19 protein-coding genes and 1 tRNA gene are annotated in these 21,784 nt (G+C 70.5%); 14 read left to right on the forward strand and 6 right to left on the reverse strand.

The features are described 5' to 3' along the window. Positions 1–18: 18 nt before the first annotated feature. A complete protein-coding gene (locus ACTIE5_RS12980; protein WP_439550124.1) occupies positions 19–2,379 on the reverse strand; it encodes a xanthine dehydrogenase family protein molybdopterin-binding subunit in 2,361 nt (786 codons plus the stop codon). Between the two features lie 57 nt (positions 2,380–2,436). Further along, positions 2,437–3,423, reverse strand: coding sequence for an NAD-dependent epimerase/dehydratase family protein (locus tag ACTIE5_RS12985; protein ID WP_439550125.1), 987 nt, complete (start codon positions 3,421–3,423; stop codon positions 2,437–2,439). Between the two features lie 63 nt (positions 3,424–3,486). Between ACTIE5_RS12985 and ACTIE5_RS12990 the strand changes: the two genes are divergently transcribed. Continuing rightward, positions 3,487–4,695: an NAD(P)/FAD-dependent oxidoreductase gene (locus tag ACTIE5_RS12990; protein WP_439550126.1), complete on the forward strand. Its 1,209-nt coding sequence runs from the start codon at positions 3,487–3,489 to the stop codon at positions 4,693–4,695. Positions 4,696–4,774: 79 nt separating this feature from the next. On the opposite strand, the gene ACTIE5_RS12995 is transcribed toward ACTIE5_RS12990, so the two are convergent. Continuing rightward, a complete protein-coding gene (locus ACTIE5_RS12995) occupies positions 4,775–5,248 on the reverse strand; it encodes an Lrp/AsnC family transcriptional regulator (protein WP_439550127.1) in 474 nt (157 codons plus the stop codon). A 118-nt stretch (positions 5,249–5,366) separates the two neighbouring features. Here ACTIE5_RS12995 and hppD point away from each other — a divergent pair, with 118 nt between their 5' ends. The 5 genes from hppD (at position 5,367) to ACTIE5_RS13020 (ending at position 10,336) form a co-directional block, all read left to right on the forward strand. Continuing rightward, complete coding sequence (gene hppD / locus ACTIE5_RS13000) at positions 5,367–6,473, forward strand: 4-hydroxyphenylpyruvate dioxygenase (protein ID WP_439550128.1); 1,107 nt, start codon at positions 5,367–5,369, stop codon at positions 6,471–6,473. 121 nt (positions 6,474–6,594) lie between these two features. Beyond that, complete coding sequence (locus ACTIE5_RS13005; RefSeq protein ID WP_439550129.1) at positions 6,595–7,743, forward strand: acyl-CoA dehydrogenase family protein; 1,149 nt, start codon at positions 6,595–6,597, stop codon at positions 7,741–7,743. Positions 7,744–8,036: 293 nt separating this feature from the next. After that, entirely contained in the window at positions 8,037–8,186 is a 150-nt protein-coding gene (locus ACTIE5_RS13010; RefSeq protein WP_439550130.1) for a hypothetical protein, read from the forward strand. 76 nt (positions 8,187–8,262) lie between these two features. Then, the gene (locus ACTIE5_RS13015; RefSeq protein WP_439550131.1) at positions 8,263–9,663 is read left to right on the forward strand and encodes a M20/M25/M40 family metallo-hydrolase; all 1,401 of its coding nucleotides are present in this window, start codon (positions 8,263–8,265) and stop codon (positions 9,661–9,663) included. A 121-nt stretch (positions 9,664–9,784) separates the two neighbouring features. Next, positions 9,785–10,336 (forward strand): EF-hand domain-containing protein, encoded by a 552-nt coding sequence (locus tag ACTIE5_RS13020; RefSeq protein ID WP_439550132.1) that lies wholly within the window; start codon positions 9,785–9,787, stop codon positions 10,334–10,336. A 69-nt stretch (positions 10,337–10,405) separates the two neighbouring features. On the opposite strand, the gene ACTIE5_RS13025 is transcribed toward ACTIE5_RS13020, so the two are convergent. Continuing rightward, positions 10,406–10,480: transfer RNA gene (locus ACTIE5_RS13025), tRNA-Val, on the reverse strand. Between the two features lie 96 nt (positions 10,481–10,576). Between ACTIE5_RS13025 and ACTIE5_RS13030 the strand changes: the two genes are divergently transcribed. Beyond that, positions 10,577–11,374: a DUF3108 domain-containing protein gene (locus tag ACTIE5_RS13030; protein WP_439550133.1), complete on the forward strand. Its 798-nt coding sequence runs from the start codon at positions 10,577–10,579 to the stop codon at positions 11,372–11,374. On the opposite strand, the gene ACTIE5_RS13035 is transcribed toward ACTIE5_RS13030, so the two are convergent. Then, positions 11,348–11,998 (reverse strand): HAD-IA family hydrolase, encoded by a 651-nt coding sequence (locus ACTIE5_RS13035; RefSeq protein WP_439550134.1) that lies wholly within the window; start codon positions 11,996–11,998, stop codon positions 11,348–11,350. The two genes, ACTIE5_RS13030 and ACTIE5_RS13035, sit on opposite strands and share 27 nt — an antisense overlap. 63 nt (positions 11,999–12,061) lie before the next feature. Here ACTIE5_RS13035 and glmU point away from each other — a divergent pair, with 63 nt between their 5' ends. From glmU to ACTIE5_RS13065, 6 genes are all read left to right on the forward strand, one after another. Further along, a complete protein-coding gene (gene glmU / locus ACTIE5_RS13040; protein ID WP_439550135.1) occupies positions 12,062–13,369 on the forward strand; it encodes a bifunctional UDP-N-acetylglucosamine diphosphorylase/glucosamine-1-phosphate N-acetyltransferase GlmU in 1,308 nt (435 codons plus the stop codon). A 57-nt stretch (positions 13,370–13,426) separates the two neighbouring features. Then, positions 13,427–14,905, forward strand: a complete 1,479-nt coding sequence (gabD, locus tag ACTIE5_RS13045; protein ID WP_439550136.1) for an NADP-dependent succinate-semialdehyde dehydrogenase — start codon at positions 13,427–13,429, stop codon at positions 14,903–14,905. Positions 14,906–14,918: 13 nt separating this feature from the next. Next, on the forward strand, positions 14,919–15,560 hold the full coding sequence (locus ACTIE5_RS13050; protein ID WP_439550137.1) for a hypothetical protein: 642 nt from the start codon (positions 14,919–14,921) through the stop codon (positions 15,558–15,560). A gap of 11 nt (positions 15,561–15,571) precedes the next feature. Beyond that, complete coding sequence (gorA, locus tag ACTIE5_RS13055) at positions 15,572–16,948, forward strand: glutathione-disulfide reductase (protein WP_439550138.1); 1,377 nt, start codon at positions 15,572–15,574, stop codon at positions 16,946–16,948. Positions 16,949–17,010: 62 nt separating this feature from the next. Further along, positions 17,011–18,393 (forward strand): class II 3-deoxy-7-phosphoheptulonate synthase, encoded by a 1,383-nt coding sequence (locus ACTIE5_RS13060; protein WP_439550139.1) that lies wholly within the window; start codon positions 17,011–17,013, stop codon positions 18,391–18,393. Between the two features lie 2 nt (positions 18,394–18,395). After that, positions 18,396–19,574 (forward strand): nicotinate phosphoribosyltransferase, encoded by a 1,179-nt coding sequence (locus tag ACTIE5_RS13065; RefSeq protein ID WP_439550140.1) that lies wholly within the window; start codon positions 18,396–18,398, stop codon positions 19,572–19,574. A 102-nt stretch (positions 19,575–19,676) separates the two neighbouring features. Here the strand turns inward: ACTIE5_RS13065 and ACTIE5_RS13070 are convergent, their stop codons facing one another. Then, positions 19,677–20,726: a 2OG-Fe(II) oxygenase gene (locus ACTIE5_RS13070; protein ID WP_439550141.1), complete on the reverse strand. Its 1,050-nt coding sequence runs from the start codon at positions 20,724–20,726 to the stop codon at positions 19,677–19,679. 58 nt (positions 20,727–20,784) lie between these two features. Between ACTIE5_RS13070 and ACTIE5_RS13075 the strand changes: the two genes are divergently transcribed. Next, positions 20,785–21,681: a DMT family transporter gene (locus ACTIE5_RS13075; protein WP_439550142.1), complete on the forward strand. Its 897-nt coding sequence runs from the start codon at positions 20,785–20,787 to the stop codon at positions 21,679–21,681. Positions 21,682–21,784: the final 103 nt, after the last annotated feature.

Below are 21,784 nucleotides of genomic sequence, written 5' to 3' on the forward strand. Positions count from 1 at the left end.
TGGACCGTCGTCAGGGGGTCACCCCGCGTGGATCGCCCGCCAAACCCGCTCCGGCGTCGCCGGCATGTCGATGTGCCGCACCCCATGCGTCGACAGCGCATCCACGATCGCGTTCATCACCGCGGGCAGGGACCCGGCGCAGCCGGCCTCCCCGCAGCCCTTGGCGCCCAGCGGATTCGTCGTCGCCGGCACGGCATGGCTGACGAAGCCGATATCCGGCAGGTCGCCGGCACGCGGCAGCGCATAGTCCAGGTAGCTGCCGGTCAGCAGCTGCCCATCCTCCCCGAAGCTCACGCTTTCCATCAGCGCCTGGCCGATGCCCTGTGCGATGCCGCCATGCGCCTGGCCCGCCACAAGCAGCGGATTCACCATCACGCCGAAGTCGTTGACCGTGATGTAGCGATCGACGGTGACGATGCCCGTATCCGGGTCGATCTCCACCTCCGCCACATGGCACCCATTCGGATAGGCCTGTGGCGCCTGGTCGAAGACATGCGTGACGTCGAGCGTGTTCGGCACGCCCTCCGGCAGCCCCTGCGCGCCGCGTAGCTTCACGGCCAGGTCCATGATCCCGATGCCGCGGTCGGTGCCCGCGATGGTAAACCGGCCCTGGCCGCCTTCCGCATGCGGCTCGTATTCGATGTCGGATGGCGCCGCTTCCAGCGCCCAGGCCGCGGCGTCGCGCCCCTTCTCGATCACCAGGGCCGAGGCCTCCAGGATCGCGGCACCCGACGCCATGATGGATTTCGACCCGCCCGTGCCGCCACCGGCGATCAGCTGGTCGGAGTCACCTTGCAGCAGCCGCACCTTCTCGAACGGCACGCCGAGGCTCTGGTGCAGCACCTGCGCGAAGGCGCTCCAATGCCCCTGCCCGTAGTCCAGCGTGCCGGTGATGATGGTGACGTTGCCATCCTCCTCGAACCTTATGCCGCCCTGTTCCTTGGTCGGCGGCGCGGTGCACTCAAGAAAATTGCCCAGGCCCCGGCCGCGCAGCATCCCGCGCGCCGCGCTGGCCGCCTTGCGCGCGGCATAGCCGGGCAGGTCCGCTTCCTGCAGCGTGCGTTCCAGCAGCGCGGTGAAGTCGCCGCCATCATAGATGCTGCCGGACGCAGCCGAATACGGGAACTGGTCAGGCCGGATGTGGTTGCGCCGGCGCAGCTCCACCGCATCGATCCCCATCTCCAGGGCCGCGGATTCGATCAGCCGCTCCATGAAGTAGTTGCCCTCCGGCCGTCCGGCGCCGCGATAGGCCGAGACGGGGGTGGTGTTCGTGACCAGGCTGCGGGTGGAAACCTCGATCAGCGGCGTGCGGTAGTTGGACTGCACGTTCTTCATGAAGTTCGCCGTGCCCATCAGCGGCGCGACGGGGGACAGGAAGGCGCCCATATTCGCGAAGCTGGTCAGCCGCACCGCGAGGAAATGGCCTTCCGCATCCAGCGCCAGCTCGGCCTCGACCTCATGGTCACGGCCATGCTGGTCGGACAGGAAGCTGCCGCTGCGCTCATCCGTCCACTTGACGGGATGGCCGAGTTCGCGGGCCGCATGCAGCAGGCAGGCATATTCGGGATAGACATTGGCCTTCATGCCGAAGCTGCCGCCGACATTGCCGGTCAGCACCCGCACCTGCGCGGGCGGCACCTTCAGGACCTCGTTCGCCAGCTGGTTGCGCAGGCCGAAGACGCCCTGGCAGCCCACGCGCAGCACGTAGCGCCCATCCTCGAAGGACCCGATCGCGCTGCGCGGCTCCATCGCGCAGACGACGATGCGGTTGTTGCGGATGGACAGCTTCGTGACATGGGCGGCCTCCGCGAAGGCCTTGGCGACGGCCGTGCGGTCCCCGTGGTGGAAGTCCAGCACCTCATTGCCCGGGATGTCGTCATAGAGCTGGGGCGCATCCGGCGCGGCGGCGGCGGAGGCGACCGTCACGGCGGGCAGGGCATCGATGTCGAGTTCCACGGCTTCCGCCGCATCCTTCGCCTCGGCGCGCGTGGCGGCGACGACGAAGGCGACGGGATCGCCGACATAGCGGACGCGGTCGGTGGCCAGCGGCAGGCGCTGCGTGCTGCGGATGGGCGATCCATCCGCGTTCTTCAGCGGCATGGTGCATTTCATCGGCCCGTAGCCGGCCGAAACCAGATCCGCCCCGGTCCAGACGCCCGCCACACCCGGCATGGCGCGCGCGGCCGTGGTGTCGATGCCGCGGATCACGCCATGGGCATAGGGGCTGCGCACCATCACCGCCCACATCTGCCCGGGCAGGGAGATGTCATCGGTGTAGCGGCCGCGGCCGGTGAGCAGGGTCGGATCTTCCGCGCGCGGGACGGGCTGGCCGATGCCGAATTTCAGGCGGGAGGGATCGAAGGGCAGGGTATCGGGCATGGGGCATCCTCGGGGAAGTCGAAGGGGAGGTAAGCGTGATCGGTGGCCGTGTAAGGGTCAGGTGGTCTTCATCCAGGCCGCATAATCGGCATAGGCCGCTTCCGGCGTGAAGCGCGGCGCCCAGCCGATGCCGCGCGCGCGCCCGATATTCATGACGCCGCGCGGGCGGATTTCGGGGAAGGCGACGCCAGGCGCCTCACCGGTCGCCGCACGGCGCCAGCGGAAGCCGGGCAGGGCCCCCGCCATCGCCGCGCAACAGGCATCCAGATGCGGCGACCAGTCGCGGCCGGAGGCCAGGTTGAAGACGCGGGCGGGCGGCGCCTTCGCCTCCAGCAGCGCCAGCAGCCCGGCCGCCAGGTCCCGCACATAGACCCAGTCATAGCCATGCACCGTGGCGGGCAGCACCGCCTCCCCCCCGCTCTTCGCCAGCGTCGCGATGGCGAGGTGCGGGCTCAGCGTGTCCCGCACCCCCGTATCGCGTTCCCATGGCCCGAAGGTGGCGCCGATGCGCGCGGCGATGGCGTCCAGCCCCCATTGCTGCGCCAGGCGCAGCCCCGCGCGCTCCACCGCGTATTTGGTGACGCCATAAAGGCTGATGGGCACGCAGGGTGTCGTCGCCTCGTCCAGCAGCGCGTGGTCATAGGCGGATTCGCCATAGACGGCGGCGGAGGAGGGCAGGATCACGCGCCGCACGCCGCCGGCATCCCGCGCCGCCTCCAGCGTCGCGATCAGGCCCTTGAGGTTCACGTCGATGATGGCGCCGGGGCTCGATGCCTCCCGCGCCGGCCCCGCGGTGATGGCGGCGAAGGGGAAGATCCGGTCGATCGCGTGCGCCTTGAACAGCGCGCGCAGGGCGCCGGCGTCCAGCACATCGCCCTGCACCAGGGTCAGGCGGCCCGGCAGCGTGGCGAACAGGGCGCTGGCGGCGGGGGGCAGCGCATCCTCCCGCCCGAAGGCCACGACGTCCTCCCCCCGGCCCAGCAGCGCCTCCAGCAGGTTCAGGCCGACGAAGCCGGCACCGCCGGTGACAAGGACAGACGCCATCAAACCCCTCCGAAATCCGGACCTGCCCTGGATAACCCGCATCATCCGGGCCAGAAAGCCGCCATGACCCCATCCCCCGCTGCGACCACCCCCGACATCATCGTCATCGGCGCCGGCCCCGCCGGCCTGATGGCCGCGGAGGTGCTGGGCCAGGCAGGGCTGCGCGTGGTGGTGCATGACCAGATGCCCTCCGTCGGCCGAAAATTCCTGATGGCCGGCCGCGGCGGGCTGAACCTGACGCATAGCGAACCGCTCGACGCCTTCCTGCCGCGATTCGCCCCGGCGCCGCCCGCGCTGGTCGATGCCCTGCGCGGCTTCACGCCGGCGGACCTGATCGCCTGGTGCGAGGGGCTTGGCGTCCCGACCATGGTCGGCAGCAGCGGCCGCGTCTTCCCCGTGACGATGAAGGCATCTCCCCTGCTGCGCGCCTGGCTGCGGCGGCTGGAGGGGCTAGGCGTCGAAATCCGCCCCCGCAGCCGCTTCCTCGGGCGCGATGCCGATGGCGGCTGGCTGTTCTCGACCGAAGCCGCGCCCGTCCATCCCCGCGCGGTGGTGCTGGCGATGGGCGGCGCCTCCTGGCCGAGGCTCGGGTCGGATGGCGCCTGGCCTGCGCTGCTGCCGGGCGTGCCCGTCACGCCCTTCGCGCCGTCCAACATGGGCGTGACGCTGGACTGGTCCGCCCCCTTCCTGGCGCGGCATGAGGGTGCGGCGGCCAAGCGCCTGGCGATCACTTTCGCGGGCCACACCGCAAGGGGTGATGCGGTTGTGACGAAGGCGGGCCTCGAAGGCGGCGTCATCTATGCGCTGTCCCGCCCGGTGAGGGAGGCTTTGGCCCGCGACGGTTCGGCGCTGCTGTCCATCGACCTGCGCCCTGACCTGGCCGCGGCGGCGGTGGCGGAGAAACTCGGCGTGCGGGGGCGGGCGGAATCGGTTTCCACCGTGCTGCGGAAGGCGGTCGGGCTGTCCCCCGTCGCGATCGGCCTGGTGCAGGAGGGCATTCATGCCGGCGGGGCAGGGCGGGCGGATCTGGCGTCGCTGGTGAAGGCCCTTCCGCTGCGCGTCACCGGCATCGCCGGCCTGGCCCGCGCCATCTCCTCCGCCGGCGGGATCGGGTGGGATGCGCTGGATGAGCACCTGATGCTGAAGGCCCTGCCCGGCACCTTCGCCTGCGGTGAGATGCTGGATTGGGAGGCGCCCACCGGCGGCTACCTGCTGCAGGGCTGCTTCAGCACTGGCGTCGCGGCGGCGAAGGGCGTGCTGGCGCGGCTCTGATCGTCCCGTGGAGTCGCATGACATGCGGACGCCGCAGCCGGCCGAGGCCGCGCCAGGCGTTTGAGGGCAAGGTAGAGAGTCACAGGGGTAGCGCACCGGGGGGTTTCAGCGCGGTCAGCACGAAGGAACTCCGCGTCTCCTTCACGCCCGGCATGCGCAGCAGCGCCTTCAGCGCGAATTCCGCATAGGCGTCGAAATCCGTCGCCATGACATGCAGCATGTAATCCATGCCGCCGCTCATCGCGTAGGCCGCGATCACCTCCTCCCGCGCCGCCAGCGCCTTGTGGAAGGCGGTGGCGACTTCCTCCGCATGGCTGGACAGCGCCACCTGCACGAAGGCCTGGATGGGCAGGCCGACGCGGCCAGCGTCGATCACCGCGGCGTAGCGGGCGATCACGCCCGTCTCCTCCAGCCGCTTGATGCGCCGCAGGCAGGGGGTGGCGGAAAGGCCGACCTGGTCCGCTATGGCGGTCACGGCCATGCGGCCGTCCCGCTGCAAAGCGCGCAGGATGCGGCGATCCGTCGCATCCAGCTCGATGGTGGATTTCGCCATGATGGGGCCCTTGATGAGTGAAAGACTGCGCTGGGCCGCAGTCTGGCGCGAAATCCGGCGAGAATCACCCCTTTCCCCGCCCTACCATGGTGTCACCCCCAGCCGAGGAGCCCGCGCCATGGACATCCCCCCCGATCGCACCGCCTATGCCGGCGAGATCTCCGACGCCAACCCGATGGGCACGGACGGCTTCGAATTCGTGGAATTCACCGGCCCGGACACCGCCTATCTCGAAGCGCTCTTCACCCGCATGGGCTTCGCCGCCGTCGCGAAGCATCGCTCCAAGGCCGTCACGCTGTGGCGCCAGGGCGACATCAACTTCATCCTGAACGCGGAGCCCGAGAGCTTCGCGCAATCCTTCGCCCGCGTGCACGGCCCCTGCGCCTGCGCCATGGCTTTCCGGGTGGCCGACGCCGCCGCGGCCTATGAGCGTGCGATCGCGCTCGGCGCCAAGCCCGTGACCAACCGCGTCGGCCCGATGGAACTCAACATCCCGGCCATCGAGGGTATCGGCGGGTCGCTGCTGTATTTCGTCGATCGCTACGGCCCGCGCGGGACGATCTACGACGTCGATTTCCGCTGGATCGGGGAGGCCAACCCGACGCCGAAGGGCCATGGCCTGACGGTCATTGACCACCTCACCCATAACGTGCTCCGCGGCCGGATGGATGTGTGGTGGCAGTTCTACGCGAAGCTCTTCAACTTCCAGGAAATCCGCTACTTCGACATCGAGGGGAAGCTGACGGGCCTGAAGTCCCGCGCGCTGACCTCCCCCTGCGGCCAGATCCGCATCCCGATCAACGAAAGCAGCGACGACAAGTCGCAGATCGAGGAATACCTCCGCGCCTATAACGGGGAGGGCATCCAGCACGTCGCACTCGGCACCACCGACATCCATGCGAGCGTCGAGGCGATGCGCGGCGCCGGCATCGGCTTCCTCGACACGCCGGAGACCTATTACGAGTTGCTGCCGAAGCGCATCCCGGGGACGGAGGCCGATATCGACCGGCTTCGCCGCAACCGCGTGCTGGTCGATGGCGCGCCGACGCCGGAGGGTGGGCGCCTGCTGCAGATTTTCACCAACAACGTCATCGGCCCGATCTTCTTCGAGCTGATCAAGCGGGAGGGTGACCAGGGCTTCGGGGAGGGCAATTTCCGCGCGCTGTTCGAGAGCATCGAGCTCGACCAGATCCGCCGCGGCACGCTGAAGGCCGACGCCGCCTGACGATGGTCCAGGGGGGTCTCCCCCCTGGCGGTAGGGGTCCGGGGAAGGCAGCGCCTTCCCCGGAATCACCGCGCTGGCGACGCACCGCTCCCCCGCCCATACTCGCCCGGGGAGAAACACCATGTCCGACACCCTCTTCGACCTGCCCGAGGCCACGCGCGAATTGCGCGACACCGCCCTCGCCTTCGCCGCCGAACGCCTGGCCCCCCACGCCCTCGAATGGGACGAAAAGCGCCACTTCCCCGTCGACGTGATGCGCGAAGCCGCCGCACTCGGCATGGCGACGCTTTATGTGCGGGAGGAATCCGGCGGTGCCGGCCTCACGCGGCTCGATGCCGCTGTGGTGTTCGAGGCTTTGGCCACGGGCTGCCCCACCATCTCCGCCTTCCTGTCGATCCACAACATGGTCGCCTGGATGATCGATCGCTACGGCAGCGACGCGCAGCGCGCGGATTGGCTGCCCTCCCTCATCCCCATGGACCGCATCGCCAGCTACTGCCTGACGGAACCGGCGGCCGGCAGCGATGCGGCGGCACTCGCCACGCGCGCGGTGTGGGACAACCAGGGCTATGTGCTGAACGGCACGAAGCAGTTCATCAGCGGCGCCGGCGTGTCGGACCTCTATTTGGTCATGGCGCGGACCGGCGGCGCCGGGGCGGGCGGTGTCTCCGCCTTCCTGGTCCCGAAGGACGCGCCCGGCCTCTCATTCGGCGCCAATGAGAAGAAGATGGGCTGGAACGCCCAGCCGACCCGCCAGGTGATCCTGGAGGATGTGCGCCTGCCCGCCGAGGCGCTGCTGGGCGAGGAAGGGCAGGGCTTCCGCTATGCGATGAGCGGCCTCGATGGCGGCCGCCTCAACATCGCGGCGTGCTCCATCGGCGGCGCGCAGGCGGCGATCGACAAGGCGCTGGCCTATGTGCGCGAACGCCGCGCCTTCGGCCAGGAAATCGCCCGCTTCCAGGCCACGCAATTCCGCCTGGCCGACATGGTGACGGAACTGGAGGCGGCGCGGACCCTGATGTGGCGGGCCTGCGCCAAGCTCGATTCCGGCGCGCCCGACGCCACCGCCTTCTGCGCCATGGCCAAGCGCTTCGCCACCGATACCGGCTTCCGCGTGGCGGATGAGGCGCTGCAACTGCTCGGCGGCTACGGCTACCTCGCCGACTACGGCATCGAGAAGATCGTTCGGGACCTGCGTGTCCACCGCATCCTGGAAGGCACGAACGAGGTCATGCGCCTGATCATCGCCCGCGGGATGCTGGGGAAGTAGCGCGCGGGTTTGCGCTGGCCCGGCCGCGGGCCCTGTTCTATCCTGGGACGATGGTTGTCCGGTTCATCATTGTCGCCCTGGTTGTGGCCCTGTTTGGGGCCCCGGTTGTGGCTCCGGCTGGGCCCGCCCTGGCGCAGCCGCTGCGGACCATGGTCGTGCCGGCGGATGAACCGCTGGTCGTGGCGCCGCGCGGCCAGGTTGTGCCCCGCGCGCCCACGCCCGTCCGCGCCGCGCCGGCCCCGACTGCCGCATCGGCCCCCCCAACGTCCCCCTCATCGGTCGCGCAGCCGGCCGTGGTCCCGCCGCCCGCCGTGGTCCTGCCCGCCGGCCCCGGCCTCGGCGCCTTCCTGCCCGCCCTGCTGCCGATCGCGGGGGCGGTGCTGCTCGGCGCCGGCACGCCGGGTTCGGGCAACGCCACGGGCGCGCCTGCCAGCACGCGCTGACCGCCCGCTCGCTGGACCCTCGGCCCGCGCTGGGTCATCCTCCCGCGTCCTTCACCACTCGGAACCGAACATCGTTATGGGCACACGCGGCGGGGCCATCGGGCGCGCTTTGAGCTTCTTCGACCAGGGGGGGTTCGAGCAGTTGCTCAGCACCCTCGTCGCCATCCCCTCCACCTCGCAGGAGGCGGAGTCCGCCCCCGCCCTCGATGCCTACCTGGCGGAGACGATGGAGCCCTGGCTGAAGCGCCTGGGCTTCGCGGTCTCCATCCACCCGAACCCGCTGGACGGCTTCGGCCCCATCCTCATGGGCAGCCGGATCGAGGATGCGTCCCTGCCGACCATCCTCCTCTACGGCCATGGCGACACCGTCCGCGGCCTGAAGGAACAGTGGCGGGACGGCCTCGACCCCTGGACGGTCACGAAGGAGGACGGCCGCTGGTACGGCCGCGGCACCGCCGACAACAAGGGCCAGCACGCGCTCAACATCGCCGCGCTGGAAGCGGTGCTGGAGGAACGTGGCGGCAGGCTCGGCGCCAACATCAAGCTGGTGATAGAGACGGCGGAGGAACGCGGTTCCAAGGGCCTGCGCGAATTCGTCGCCGCCCATGCGCAGGCGCTGTCCGCCGATGCGCTCATCGCCTCCGACGGCCCGCGCGTGGAGCCTGGCGTGCCGACCATCGCGACCGGCACGCGCGGCACCTTCCATTTCGACCTGGCCGTGCGGCTGCGCGCGGGTGGCGTGCATTCCGGCCATTGGGGCGGGCTGACGATGGACCCCGCCATCATCCTCGCCCATGCGCTCTCCACCATCATGGACCGGGAGGGCAAGATCCTGGTGCGGGACTGGCTGCCCCGGAACGGCGTGCCGGCCGCGGTGAAGGGCGTGCTGGATGGCTGCCCCGTCGGCGGCGGCGATGGCGCGGCGACGATCGATGCGGGCTGGGGGGAGCCGAACCTGACCCCGGCCGAGAAGATCTATGGCTGGAACAGCTTCATCGTCCTGGCCATGACCTCCGGCCGCCCCGACAACCCCGTGAACGCGGTCGCCCCCGATGCCCGCGCGCATTGCCAGATCCGCTACACCGTGGACAGCGATCCGAAGGACTTCCTGCCCGCGCTACGTGCCCATCTCGACGCGCATGGGCTGTCCCAGGTGCTGATCGAGAACCCCGGCCTCCGCATGCCCGCCAGCCGCACCGCGCCGGACCATCCCTGGGTGCGCTGGGCGCATGAATCGCTGACGCGCACGCTGGACAAGCCCGTGCAGATCATCCCGAACAGCTCCGGCGGCCTGCCGGGCGATGTCTTCGTCGATCACCTCGGCGTGCCGCTGGTCTGGGTGCCGCACAGCTACAATGGCTGCAAGCAGCACGGGCCGGACGAACACCTGCTGATCGCGGCTGCCCGCGAAGGCATCGCGGGCTTCGCGGGCATGTGGTGGGATCTGGGGGAGGGCGGCACGCCACCACGGGGCTGACACGGTGGGAGCCGTGTTACGGTTCCTCACCCGACGTCACCGCGCCGGACACGCCCCTGTTGCAAGCGATGGCCATGTTCCCTCCAGACCGGCGCGGTGCCGGCAAGAAACGGAGAACACCATGGCTTCGAAGAAGATCGGCCTGCTGGCCGGCGCGGCGCTCATCCTCGCGGCGGGCGCGCTGCCCGTCCTGGCCCAGCCCGCGCCCGGCGGCCCGCCGCCGCCGCCGCCCGGCGGTGGCCGCGGCTTCGCGGTGGGGGAGGCCTTCGCCCGCGCCGACGCCAACAATGATGGCCGCGTGACGCTGGAAGAAGGCCGCGCCTGGCTGGCTGGCCGCTTCCAGGAAGTGGACACCAACCGCGATGGCGGCATCTCGATGGAGGAGATGACGGCCTATGCCCAGGCCCGCATGGGCGGCCGCACCCCGCCGCAGCGGGCCCAGCAGCACGGCCAGGCGATGTTCCGCGCCGTGGACGCGAATGGCGATGGCCGCGTGACCCTGCAGGAGGTGACGCCCTTCGCTGAGGCGATGTTCCGGGCGCGTGACACGAATGCCGACGGCGCGCTGAGCCGTGAGGAAGTGCGGCCGGAACGCCGCGGCCATGGCCAGCATCACGCCGGCCACGGCGACCGCCGCGGCCCGCCCGCGCCGGCCCCCGCGCAGCCGAACTGAACCAGGGGGTGGAGGGGCCCTTCGGGGCTTCTCCACCTGGCATACCGATGATGGTTTGAAACCCGGAGATGGTGGGCGCGACAGGGATTGAACCTGTGACCCCCGCCGTGTGAAGGCGATGCTCTACCGCTGAGCTACGCGCCCATCTCCGGGGCGCGCTGAATATGGCGATGGTGGGGATGTGTCAAGCGTCCGGCACTTCGCGCTTGGCATTCGTCCCGCACCGCCGATATGGGGGGTATGCGCCACCTCCCGCCGGCCGCCGCAGCCCTGTTCTCCGCCTGCCTCCTGGCCCCGCCGGCCACGGCGCAACCGATCCGCGCGACCTATGAGGTCCACGCCGCGGGGATGGTGGTGCTGACCATGGAGGCGGAGATGGAGGTGACGCCCGGCGGCTACCGCCTGGCCACCACCATGCGTACCCGCGGCATCGCCGCCGTCTTCGCCCCTGGCGAGAATGCCACCCGCGTCGCCGGCGGCTGGACGGGCGCCTTGGCCACGCCGGCCTCCTACACCTCCGAAGGCACCTGGCGGGGCCGGGCGCGGCGGACGATCGTGGATTGGCGCGGCGGCAACCCCGTGATCCGCGACCTGGTGCCCCCCAATGCGGAGGAGCGGGAAGAAGTGCCCGCCGACCTCCAGCGCGGCACGGTCGATGCGCTGTCGGCGCTGGCGCAGCTGTCCCGCGCCATCGCCAGCACCGGCAGCTGCGACGGCCAGGCCGCCGTCTTCGATGGCCGCCGCCGCAGCGACTACACCAGCCGCAGCGCCGGCTGGGAACGGATCTTCCCCTCGCGGAATGCCTGGCATGGCGATGCGCTGCGCTGCGGCTTCGAAACCCGCGTCGTCGCCGGCTTCCGCAGGGATGGCAGCGGGGATGAGGGCCGCCCGACCCCCGGCACCGCCTGGATCGCCGCCCCCTTCGCCGGCGCGCCGCCGATCCCGGTCCGCGTCGAGATGCCGTCCCGCTGGTTCGGCACCGCGACGGCGATCCTGCTGAAAGCGGAACCGCTAGGGCAGCAGGCCCGCGCGCAATAGCGGCAGAAGGTCGGCGGGTGTCGCCGCCACCGGCGCGCCGGCCGCCATTGATAGCGGGCCATAGCCCCAGCCCGCGAAGATCACCGGCAGCCCCGCGCCCCGGCCCGCCGCCACGTCATTGTGGTGGTCGCCGATCATGATGGCGTCCCGCGCCTGCCCGCCCGCATCCCGCAGGGTGGCGTGCAGATGGGCGGGGTCCGGCTTGCGGACGGGGTAGGAATCGCCGCCGCCGATGGCGTCGAAATAATGGTCCAGGCCGAGGCCCGCCAGCAGGGTGCGGGCGGGCGCCACGGGCTTGTTGGTGCAGACCGCCATGCGCCAGCCCTCCGCCTTCAGCGTGGCCAGGACCTCCGCGATGCCGTCGAAGGCGGCGGTCTCCACCGCGGCATTGGCGCCGTAATCCTCCAGGAACCAGTCGAGCGCCGCCTGGTCGAAGCCCTGGCCGCGCGCGGCCAGCGCGCGCTCCACCAGCACCTTCGCGCCATCGCCGATCATGGCCACGACCTCCGCCCGCACGAAGCCGGGCAGGGACCGCGTCGCCATCAGGCGGTCCAGGGAGGCATGGAGGTCCGGCGCGCTGTCCACCAGCGTGCCATCGAGGTCGAAGACTGCGATGCGGGTCATGCCCCTTGTCCTATGCGCGGCCGGAGGCTTGCGGAAGGGGGCGCGGCGGGATTACGCGGGGGGATGCCCAGCACCGCCCTCATCCTCGCCGCCGGCCTCGGGACGCGCATGCGGTCCCGGCTTCCGAAGGCGCTGCACCCCATCGCAGGGCGCCCCATGGTCCAGCACCTGCTCGGCGCCGCCACCCAGGTCTTCGACCGCGCGGTGGTCGTGGTCGGGCCCGACATGCCGGGGCTGGAGGCCGCGGTCGCGCCCCATGCGACGGTGGTGCAGGCCGAACGCCTGGGCACCGGACACGCGGCGCTGCAGGCGGCGGGGCTGCTGGATGGCGGGGATGGCGATGTCGCGGTCCTCTACGCCGACAACCCGCTGATCACGGTGGACACGCTGCGGCGCCTGGTGGCGGCGCGGGCGCAGGCGGGGCTGGCGCTGGTGGCGATGCGCCCGGCCAATCCCGGCCAGTATGGCCGCGTCATCACCAATGCCGCCGGCGATGTGGAGCGCATCGTCGAATGGGCGGATGCGACGGAGGCGGAGCGCGAAGTCGGCCTCTGCAATGCCGGCGTCGTCTGCGCCCCCGCGTCGGAGTTGTTCGCGCTGCTGCGCCAGGTGCGGGCCGACAATGCCAAGGGCGAATACTACCTGACCGACATCGTGGCGCTCGCCGTCGCCGCGGGAAGGCGCGTGGTCGCCGTGGAATCGCCGGAAGCCGAGCTCCGCGGCATCAACAGCCGGGCCGAACTGGCGGGGGCGGAGGCCGAGGCGCAGCAGGCCATGCGGGCCGCCGCCATGGCCGGCGGCGCCACCCTGATCCAGCCGGAAAGCGTCGTCCTGTCCTGGGACACCGCCCTCGGCCAGGACGTGACCATCGGCCCCAATGTCGTCTTCGGCCCCGGCGTGACGGTGGAGGATGGCGTGGAGATCCGAGCCTTCAGCCATCTGGAGGGCTGCGTGGTGAAATCCGGCGCCGTCATCGGCCCCTTCGCGCGGCTGCGCCCCGGCACGCTGGTCGGCGAAGCGGCGCATGTCGGCAATTTCGTGGAGCTGAAGGCGGCGGTGCTGGGCCGCGGCGCCAAGGCGAACCACCTCAGCTACCTCGGGGATGCGACGATCGGCGCGGGCGCCAATATCGGCGCCGGCACCATCACCTGCAATTACGATGGCGTGAACAAGCACCGCACCGTCATCGGAGCGGGCGCCTTCATCGGGTCGGACAGCGCCCTCGTCGCCCCCGTCACCATCGGCGACCGCGCCCTGGTTGCCGCCGGCAGCGTGGTGGTCGAGGATGTGCCCGCCGACGCCATGGCGATCGCGCGGGGCCGCCAGGTCAACAAGCCGGGGCGCGGTTTCAAGGGCAAGCCCGCACGCTGACATCCAGGCACGCGGCCCCCATCTGGGGCGCTTGGGGAAGGGACGAAGGAACACATCATGCTCGACGCCATCGCCAGGCTGCCGCTGAAGGACCCCGACCTGTTCCGCCAGGCCAATCTCATCGGCGGGCAATGGGTGCAGGCGGATAGCGGCAAGACCATCGCCGTCCGCAACCCCGCGACCGGGGAGGTGGTGGGCCATGTCCCCGCCATGGGCGCCGCCGAGACCCGCCGCGCCATCGATGCCGCCGCCGCCGCCTTCGGCGCCTGGCGCGCCATGCTGGCGAAGGAGCGTTCCGCGATCCTCCGCCGGCTGAACGACCTGATGCTCGCGAACGCCGATGACCTCGCCGCGATCATGACGGCGGAGCAGGGCAAGCCGCTGGCGGAAGCGAAGGGGGAGGTCGCCTATGCGGCGTCCTTCATCGAATGGTTCGCGGAGGAAGCGAAGCGGATCTATGGCGACACCATCCCGCAGAACGCCAAGGGTCGCCGCGTGCTGGTGTTCAAGGAACCGATCGGCGTCTTCGCCGCCATCACGCCCTGGAACTTCCCGGCCGCGATGATCACCCGCAAGGCCGGCCCCGGCTGGGCCGCGGGCTGCACCGGCGTGATCCGGCCGGCGTCGCAGACCCCGTTCTCGGCGCTGGCACTCGGCGTGCTGGCGGAACGCGCGGGCATGCCGGCGGGTGTGTGCAACGTCATCACCGGGCCTTCGGGGGAGACGGGGGGCGAGCTGACCTCCAACCCGATCATCCGCAAGCTGTCCTTTACCGGGTCGACGGAAGTCGGGCGCAAGCTGCTGGCGCAATGCGCGCCGACCATCAAGAAGACCTCGATGGAGTTGGGCGGCAACGCGCCCTTCATCGTCTTCGACGATGCGGACCTCGATGCCGCGGTGCAGGGCGCCATGGCGTCGAAGTACCGCAACACCGGCCAGACCTGCGTCTGCGCCAACCGCATCCTGGTGCAGGACGGCGTCTATGACGCCTTCGCGGCCAAGCTGAAGGCGGCGGTGGAAGCGCTGAAGGTCGGCAACGGGATGGAGCCCGGCGTGACGCAGGGGCCGCTGATCAATGCCGATGCGGTCGCGAAGGTGGAGGAGCACATCGCCGACGCCACGGCGAAGGGCGCGACCATCGTCACCGGCGGCAAGCGCCACGCCCGCGGCGGCAATTTCTTCGAACCCACCATCCTCGCCAACGTCCCGCCCGACGCCATCGTCTTCCGGGAGGAGACCTTCGGCCCGGTCGCGCCGCTGTTCCGCTTCAAGACGGAGGAGGAGGCGATCGCGCTCGCCAATGACAGCGAGTTCGGCCTGGCCGCCTATTTCTACGCCCGCGACATCGGCCGCATCTTCCGCGTGGCGGAGGCGCTGGAGGCAGGGATCATCGGCGCGAATGAAGGCATCATCTCCACGGAAGTCGCCCCTTTCGGCGGCGTGAAGCAGAGCGGCCTGGGGCGCGAGGGCAGCAAATACGGGATCGAGGACTACCTCGAGATCAAGTACTTGGCGCTGGGCGGCATCGGCGCCTGACCGAGGGCGCGCCGTGATCCGGAACTGGATCGCGGCGCTGCCGCCGGGTCCGCAGCGCTGGCTTCTGGCGGTGGGGCTGCTGGCCTATCCCTATGGCCTTGCGCTGACGGTCCTGCGCTTCGTGCATCAGGGGGCGGCAGCCGCCTGGGTGGCGCCGAGCCTGCCGGTGATCCAGGAATTGCTGCCCCTGGCGTCCGTGATCCTGGCCGGGCATGCGGCGCAGGGCGACCCGATCCCGGGCATGGTGAACGCCCATCTGCTGGCGGTCGGGCATGTCTCGGGCCTGGCGCTTGGCCTGTTGTTCATCGCCCGGGTGCTGGCCAACCCCGCAAAGGCGGCGCTGAACTTCCGTCACAGCGTCGCGACCTCGCCCCAGGCATGGGCGCGGCGGGTGAAGCCCTGGGCGATGGCGCTGCTCTGCCTCGTGTTTGGCCTAGCGACGCTATGGTGGCTCTCTCTCCATACCGGCGGGTTGCGGGCCGATGGAGGACTCAAGGTCCGCTCCACGGCGGGGCGGCCCGGATTGATGCTGGTGTTCCTCGCGCAAGGGGCGTGGCTGTTCCTGGCGGGCGGCGTGGCCATGATGGTGGTCTGGATCAAGTCCGGCCGCAGTGCCATGTCTGGGCCGAGCGCGGGGCCACCCGCCGGCATCTGAGGGGCACGCCCATGGCCTATGATTTCGACCTCTTCGTCATCGGCGGCGGGTCCGCCGGCGTGCGCTGCGCGCGCATCTCGGCGGGCCATGGCGCGCGGGTCGGGATCGCGGAGGAACGCTTCTGGGGCGGCACCTGCGTCAATGTCGGCTGCGTGCCGAAGAAGATCATGGTGAACGCCGCGGAATACGGCATGTGGGCGGAGGACGCCGCCGCCTTCGGCTGGTCCGTCACCACCCATGGCCATGACTGGGCCAAGCTGGCGCAGGCGCGGGATGCCGAAGTCGCGCGCCTGTCCAGCATCTACGACAAGCTGCTGCAGGGTGCCGGCGCCACGATCTTCAACGCCCGCGCCACGCTGGTCGATGCCCACACCATCCAGGTCGGCGACCAGCGCGTGACGGCGGAGCGGATCGTCATCGCGACGGGCGGCCAGGCCTTCAAGCCCGACATCCATGGCGCCGAACTCGGCCTGATCTCCGACGACCTCTTCACCCTGAAGTCGCTGCCGAAGCGCGTGGTTGTGGTGGGCGGGGGCTACATCGCCCTCGAATTCGCCTGCATCCTGCGGGGCCTCGGCGCGGAGGTCGATGTGATGTACCGCGCGGCGCTGCCGCTGCGTGGCTTCGACGACGATATCCGCCAGGCGATGGTGGAGGCGCTGACCGCCCAGGGCATCCGCCTGAACGCCAACGCCGCCCCGACCTCGCTCGCCAAGGTCGGCGACCAGATCATCGTCACCGCCGCCGACAACATGATGCGGGAGGTCGATGCGGTCTTCTTCTGCACCGGCCGCAAGCCCTACACCGCCGGGCTTGGCCTGGAAGCGGCCGGCGTCGCCACGGACAAGGCCGGCGCCATCATCGTCGATGACGACCACCGCAGCAGCCAGCCGAACATCCACGCCGTCGGCGATGTGATCGACCGCGTGAACCTGACGCCCATGGCGACCGCGGTGGGCCACGCCCTGGCCGACACGCTGTTCGGCAACAAGCCCCGCCGCGCCTCCTACCAGAACGTGCCGACGGCGGTCTTCACCTCCCCCCCCATCGGCACCGTCGGCCTCTCGGAAGCCGAGGCCGCCGCCCAGGGCCCGGTCGATGTCTATGTCACCCGCTTCACCCCCATGCGGCACACGATCAGCCGCCGCCAGGGGCGCCGGACGCTGATGAAACTCATCGTCTGCCAGCGGACGGACAAGGTGCTGGGCGCCCACATGATCGGGGAGGACGCGGCCGAGATCATGCAAGGCATTGGAATCGCGGTGGTCATGGGCGCCACCAAGGCCGATTTCGACCGCACCATCGGCATCCATCCGACCGCGGCGGAGGAGTTCGTGACGCTCCGCACCCGCACCCGCGAAGCCGGGGTCAAGGCCGCAGCCGAGTAGGGACGTTTTGCGAAACCCGGGGCTGCCGCTACAGTCCTCGGTTCGGAGTGGAGCCCAGAATCATGAGTGCGCGCGCGTGGACCCCGGATAGCTGGAGGGCGATGCCCATCCGGCAGGTACCGGATTATCCCGACCAGGCCCGGCTGAAGGCCATGGAGGACAAGGTCCGCCGATTTCCGCCCCTGGTTTTTGCAGGCGAGGCTGATCGGCTGAAGGCCCAGTTGGCGCGTGCGGGCGATGGCAATGCGTTCATCCTCCAGGGCGGGGATTGCGCGGAAAGCTTCGCGGAATTCCACGCCAACAACATCCGCGACACCTTCCGGGTGCTGCTGCAGATGGCGGTGGTGTTGACTTTCGGCGCCGCCCTGCCGGTGGTGAAGCTCGGCCGCATGGCCGGGCAATTCGCCAAGCCGCGCAGCAGCGACACGGAGACGATCGATGGCGTCACGCTGCCCTCCTACCGCGGGGACATCGTCAACGGCCCGGATTTCACCGCCGAAGCCCGCGTGCCCGATCCCGGCCGCATGGAATTCGCCTATCTCCAGTCCGCGGCCACGCTGAACCTGCTGCGCGCCTTCGCGACCGGCGGCTATGCGGACCTCCACCAGGTCCATCGCTGGAACCTCGATTTCGCCGCCCGCAGCCCGCTGGCCGATCGCTATGCGGGCCTCGCGCACCGGATCGATGAGACGCTGCGCTTCATGGGCGCCTGCGGGATGTCGGACCTGCCCCAGGTGCGGGAGACGGAGTTCTACACCTCCCACGAAGCCCTCCTCCTCCCCTTCGAGGAATCGCTGACCCGCCAGCCCAGCACCCATCCGGGCCGGCATTTCGCGTGCTCCGCGCATTTCCTCTGGATCGGGGACCGCACCAGGCAGCCCGATGGCGCGCATGTCGAATTCATGCGCGGCATCGCCAACCCGATCGGCATGAAGGTCGGCCCGACGATGGAGGCCGATGAACTCGTCCGCCTGACGGAAATCCTGAACCCCGCGAACGAGAAGGGCCGCCTGACCCTGATCGCCCGCATGGGGGCGGAGAAGGTGGAGGCGAAGCTGCCCGGCCTGCTGCGCGCGGTGAAGAAGGCCGGCCGCAACGTAGTGTGGCTGTGCGACCCCATGCATGGCAACGGCGTGAAGGCCGGCGCCTACAAGACCCGCAGCTTCGACGCCATCCTGGGCGAGGTCCGCGGCTTCTTCGACTGCCACGGCGCGGAGGGCACGGTCCCCGGCGGCGTGCATGTGGAGATGACGGGCCAGAACGTCACGGAATGCCTCGGCGGCGCGCATCGCCTGACGGAGGCCGATCTGGCCGCCAACTACGCCACCTTCTGCGACCCCCGCCTGAACGCGGAACAGTCGCTGGAACTGGCCTTCCTCATCTCCGAGGAGCTGAAGGCCCGTCGCCCCGGCACCGCCACCCTGCCGGCCAAGGCCGCTCAGTGACCGTGCAGGCGCCGGTTCCGTCACCGGTCCCTTCCCCGGGCGCGGATGCCGTCCGCGCCTGGACGGACACCTATTTCAACCGCACCAAGGCGGTGGTTTCCCGCTTCGGCGATTGCCGCGTGACCTATGCGGTGTTCCTGCGGCGGCCGGTGATCTCCGCGCCGCGCCTGGCGACGGCCTGGCTGGAATCGGTGGCGGCGCAGCGCGGCACGAAGTTCGACATCGAGCTGATGCACCGGGAAGGCGATTGGGTCGGCGCCGGCGACCCGATCTTCTACCTCTCGGGCTCCTTCGTGCAGTTGGCGGACCTTGAGACGCTGCTGCTGCAGAAGCTGGGCGCCGCCTGCGTCGCCGCCCACAACGCCTACCAGATGTGCCTGGAACTCCCGACCGTTCCCTTCCTCGCCATGGATGCGCGGCACTGCGCGGGGGCGGAGATGCAGGACATGATGGCCTATGCCGCCGCCATCGGCAGCAATGCCGCGAAGCGGGAAGGGGCCAAGGGCTTCATCGGCAACGCCAATGACGCGACCGCCCATTGGTTCGGCGCGCCGGCGGGCCTCGGCACCATGCCCCATGCGCTGATCGGCTATGCCGGCACCACCGTCCGCGCCGCCGAGATGTTCCATGAGACCTTTCCCGAGTCCGACCTGACGGTGCTGGTCGATTATTTCGGGCGGGAGATCACGGACGCGCTGGCCGTCTGCGCCCGCTTCCCGGACCTCGCCGCCGCCGGTCGCATGGCGGTCCGCCTCGACACCCATGGCGGGCGGTTCCTGGAGGGGCTGGACCCCGGCGAATCCTATGCCGTGCTCGAACGCCACGCCCCCCAGGCCGTGCGGCGCTATCGCAGCGAGACGGAGTTGCGCCACCTGGTCGGCACCGGCGTTTCCGCCGCGGCCGTGTGGCGGATGAGGGAGGCGCTGGACGAGGCCGGCTATCCCAAGGTGCGGATCGTCGTCTCCTCCGGCTTCGGGGTCGGCAAGTGCCGGGTGGTGGCGGAGGCGAAGGCGCCGATCGATGTGGTCGGCACCGGGAGTTTCATTCCGGAGGCCTGGAGCGAGACCTACGCCACCGCCGACATCGTGGAATATGACGGCGCGCCGCGCGTGAAGGTGGGGCGTGAGTTCCTGCTGCGCCGCAACGGCGCCCGCAAGCGCAACGGCGAGGCGCATGGCTGAGGTTGCTTGCAGGCGGACGCAGTCCGCCTGAACCGAAGACGGTCCAGGGCCGGTTCGGCCCTGGCGGTTGGGGTCTGGGGAAGGCAGCGCCTTCCCCAGCGACTACCTCAGCGTAACGCCCCCCTGTCCCCTGGCCTTCGCCTCCTCCATCAACCGCCTTTCCTGCTGCGACCCTTCCGCATCCGTGAAGAAGGTGAAGATCGCGAAGCGGCGCCCCTTCGTGACAGGCAGCGCCTCATGCAGCAGGTCGCAGCAGAAGATCACCGCGCCCCCGGCTTCGGGCTCGTATTCCTCCGTCCCGAATTCCCCGAAGCGCAGCGTGCCGCCCTCATAGCTGCCGGTGTTGAGGTTCAGGCTCATCGCGAAGCGGCGATGGGCGGTGAAGGGGGTGCGGTTGTCGCGATGGGCGCCGAAGGCGCCGGCATTGGCGCTGTCGTAGCAGCCGATCCGCGGCACTTCGAAGCTTGCGGCGCGGAAGCGGTAGGCGCGCCACATCTCCGGCACTACGCGGCGTTCGATCCGGCGCTGGAAGCCTTCGTAGAGTGCCTTGTCGTCCAGGAAGACATCCGCGCGCCGCTTGATGTTCGCGACCTTCCCCGCGCCGGCACCCCCGGCGGAGGACGCGACTCGGTCCTGCGCCTTCTCCCCCTTCTCCCAGTGGGACAGCAGGGCGGCGATGAAATCGGGCTCCAGGATATCCGGGATGAGGAGCGCCGGCGCGCCGCCGCGCCGCACGGGCACCGGTGGGGCAGGGGGCGGCACCAGCGCCAGCGCGGTCGCGAAGGCGTCTGCGCCGCTGCCCGCATAGGCCAGGCGCCCGCGCGGCGTGACCAGTGCGACGCCTCCCTCCGCCAGGCCGAGCCCCAGGAACAGCTTCCGGTCCGCATCGAAGACCCGCGTTGCCCCGGCATCCGGCGGCGTCGCCGGCGGCGATTGCGGCAGCACGACGATCGGCACGACCCCAGCCGTCATCAGCACCGTATCGCCGGCATGGGTCGCGGCCTCGGCCCCCAGCAGCAGGATGCGGTAGCGGTCCGCGATGGTCTGCTGGGCCAGGTCGAAGGGCTGGCCCGCCGAATCCGGCAAGGCGAGGGCCGGCAGCAGGTCACCCGCTTGGAAAGGCGTGGGTCGGAAGGGGGATGGCGCGCTCATGGCTGCCATTCTCGCATCCCGATGGGCGGGGCGTGAACACCCGCCTACAACAACGCGCATGGATGTTTCCTCCCCTGAGGCCCGCCGCGAAAAGCGGATCGGCTACGCCTGTGCCTTTGCCGTGCTGTTCCTCTGGGTGGCCTTCCTGCTGACGGCGCGGCTTTCGGCGAAGCAGGACCTCACGCCCTGGGATGCCGCCGCGCTGCGCCATGCCGGCGCCTTCATGGCCGCGCTGCCGCTGGTGGCGGTGCTGGGCTGGCCCCGGCTGCGCGCCGCCAGGCTGCTGGTCGTGGTGGGGACGGCGGCCTTCGGCTTTCCGCTGGCCGCCTATGTCGCCTTCGGCTTCGCCCCGGTCGCCCATGCGGGGGTGCTGATGCCGGGGATGCTGCCCTTCTGGACCGGGGTGCTGGGTTTCTGGCTGCTGGGGGAGGCCTGGACCAGGCGCCGCCTGGCCTCGCTCGGCATCGTCGCCACGGGCATCCTGCTGCTGGCCATCGGCACCTTCGGCGACCATCCCGGCGCCTGGCGGGGGGATCTGCTGTTCCTTTGCGGCAGCCTCTGCTGGTCGCTCTACACCATCGCGATCCGCCGCTGGCGCATCTCCGCGGTGGAGGGGACGATGGCCGTCGCCCTCTGGGCCGGGCCGATCTACCTGCCCATCTGGTGGCTGGCGCTGCCCTCCAACCTGCACGCGGCGTCCTGGGGCGTCATCGGCTTCCAACTGCTGTTCCAGGGCGTCTTCGCGGTGCTGGTGGCGGGGTTCCTGTTCACCCGCGCGGTGACGGCGCTCGGCGCACCGCGCACCACCACCATCACGTCGCTGGTGCCGGGCATGGCCGCGCTCGCGGCCTGGCCGCTGCTGGGGGAACCGCTCGGCGTCGCGGCGCTGGCGGGCGTGGCGCTGGTGACGGCGGGGATGGTGATCGGGGTGCTGCAACCCAACCGCGCGCGTTGACCCGGTGGGGGGCAAGCCCGGATTTCTTGCCGCGGCGGCCGATGTTCGCGCCGGGATCGGTGGTGCCCGGGTTTTCACGGCGCGCAGCCAGGACTGGTTGTCC

The organism is Falsiroseomonas sp., assembly GCF_051859025.1.
In the GTDB taxonomy this organism is placed as follows: Bacteria; Pseudomonadota; Alphaproteobacteria; order Acetobacterales; family Acetobacteraceae; genus Falsiroseomonas.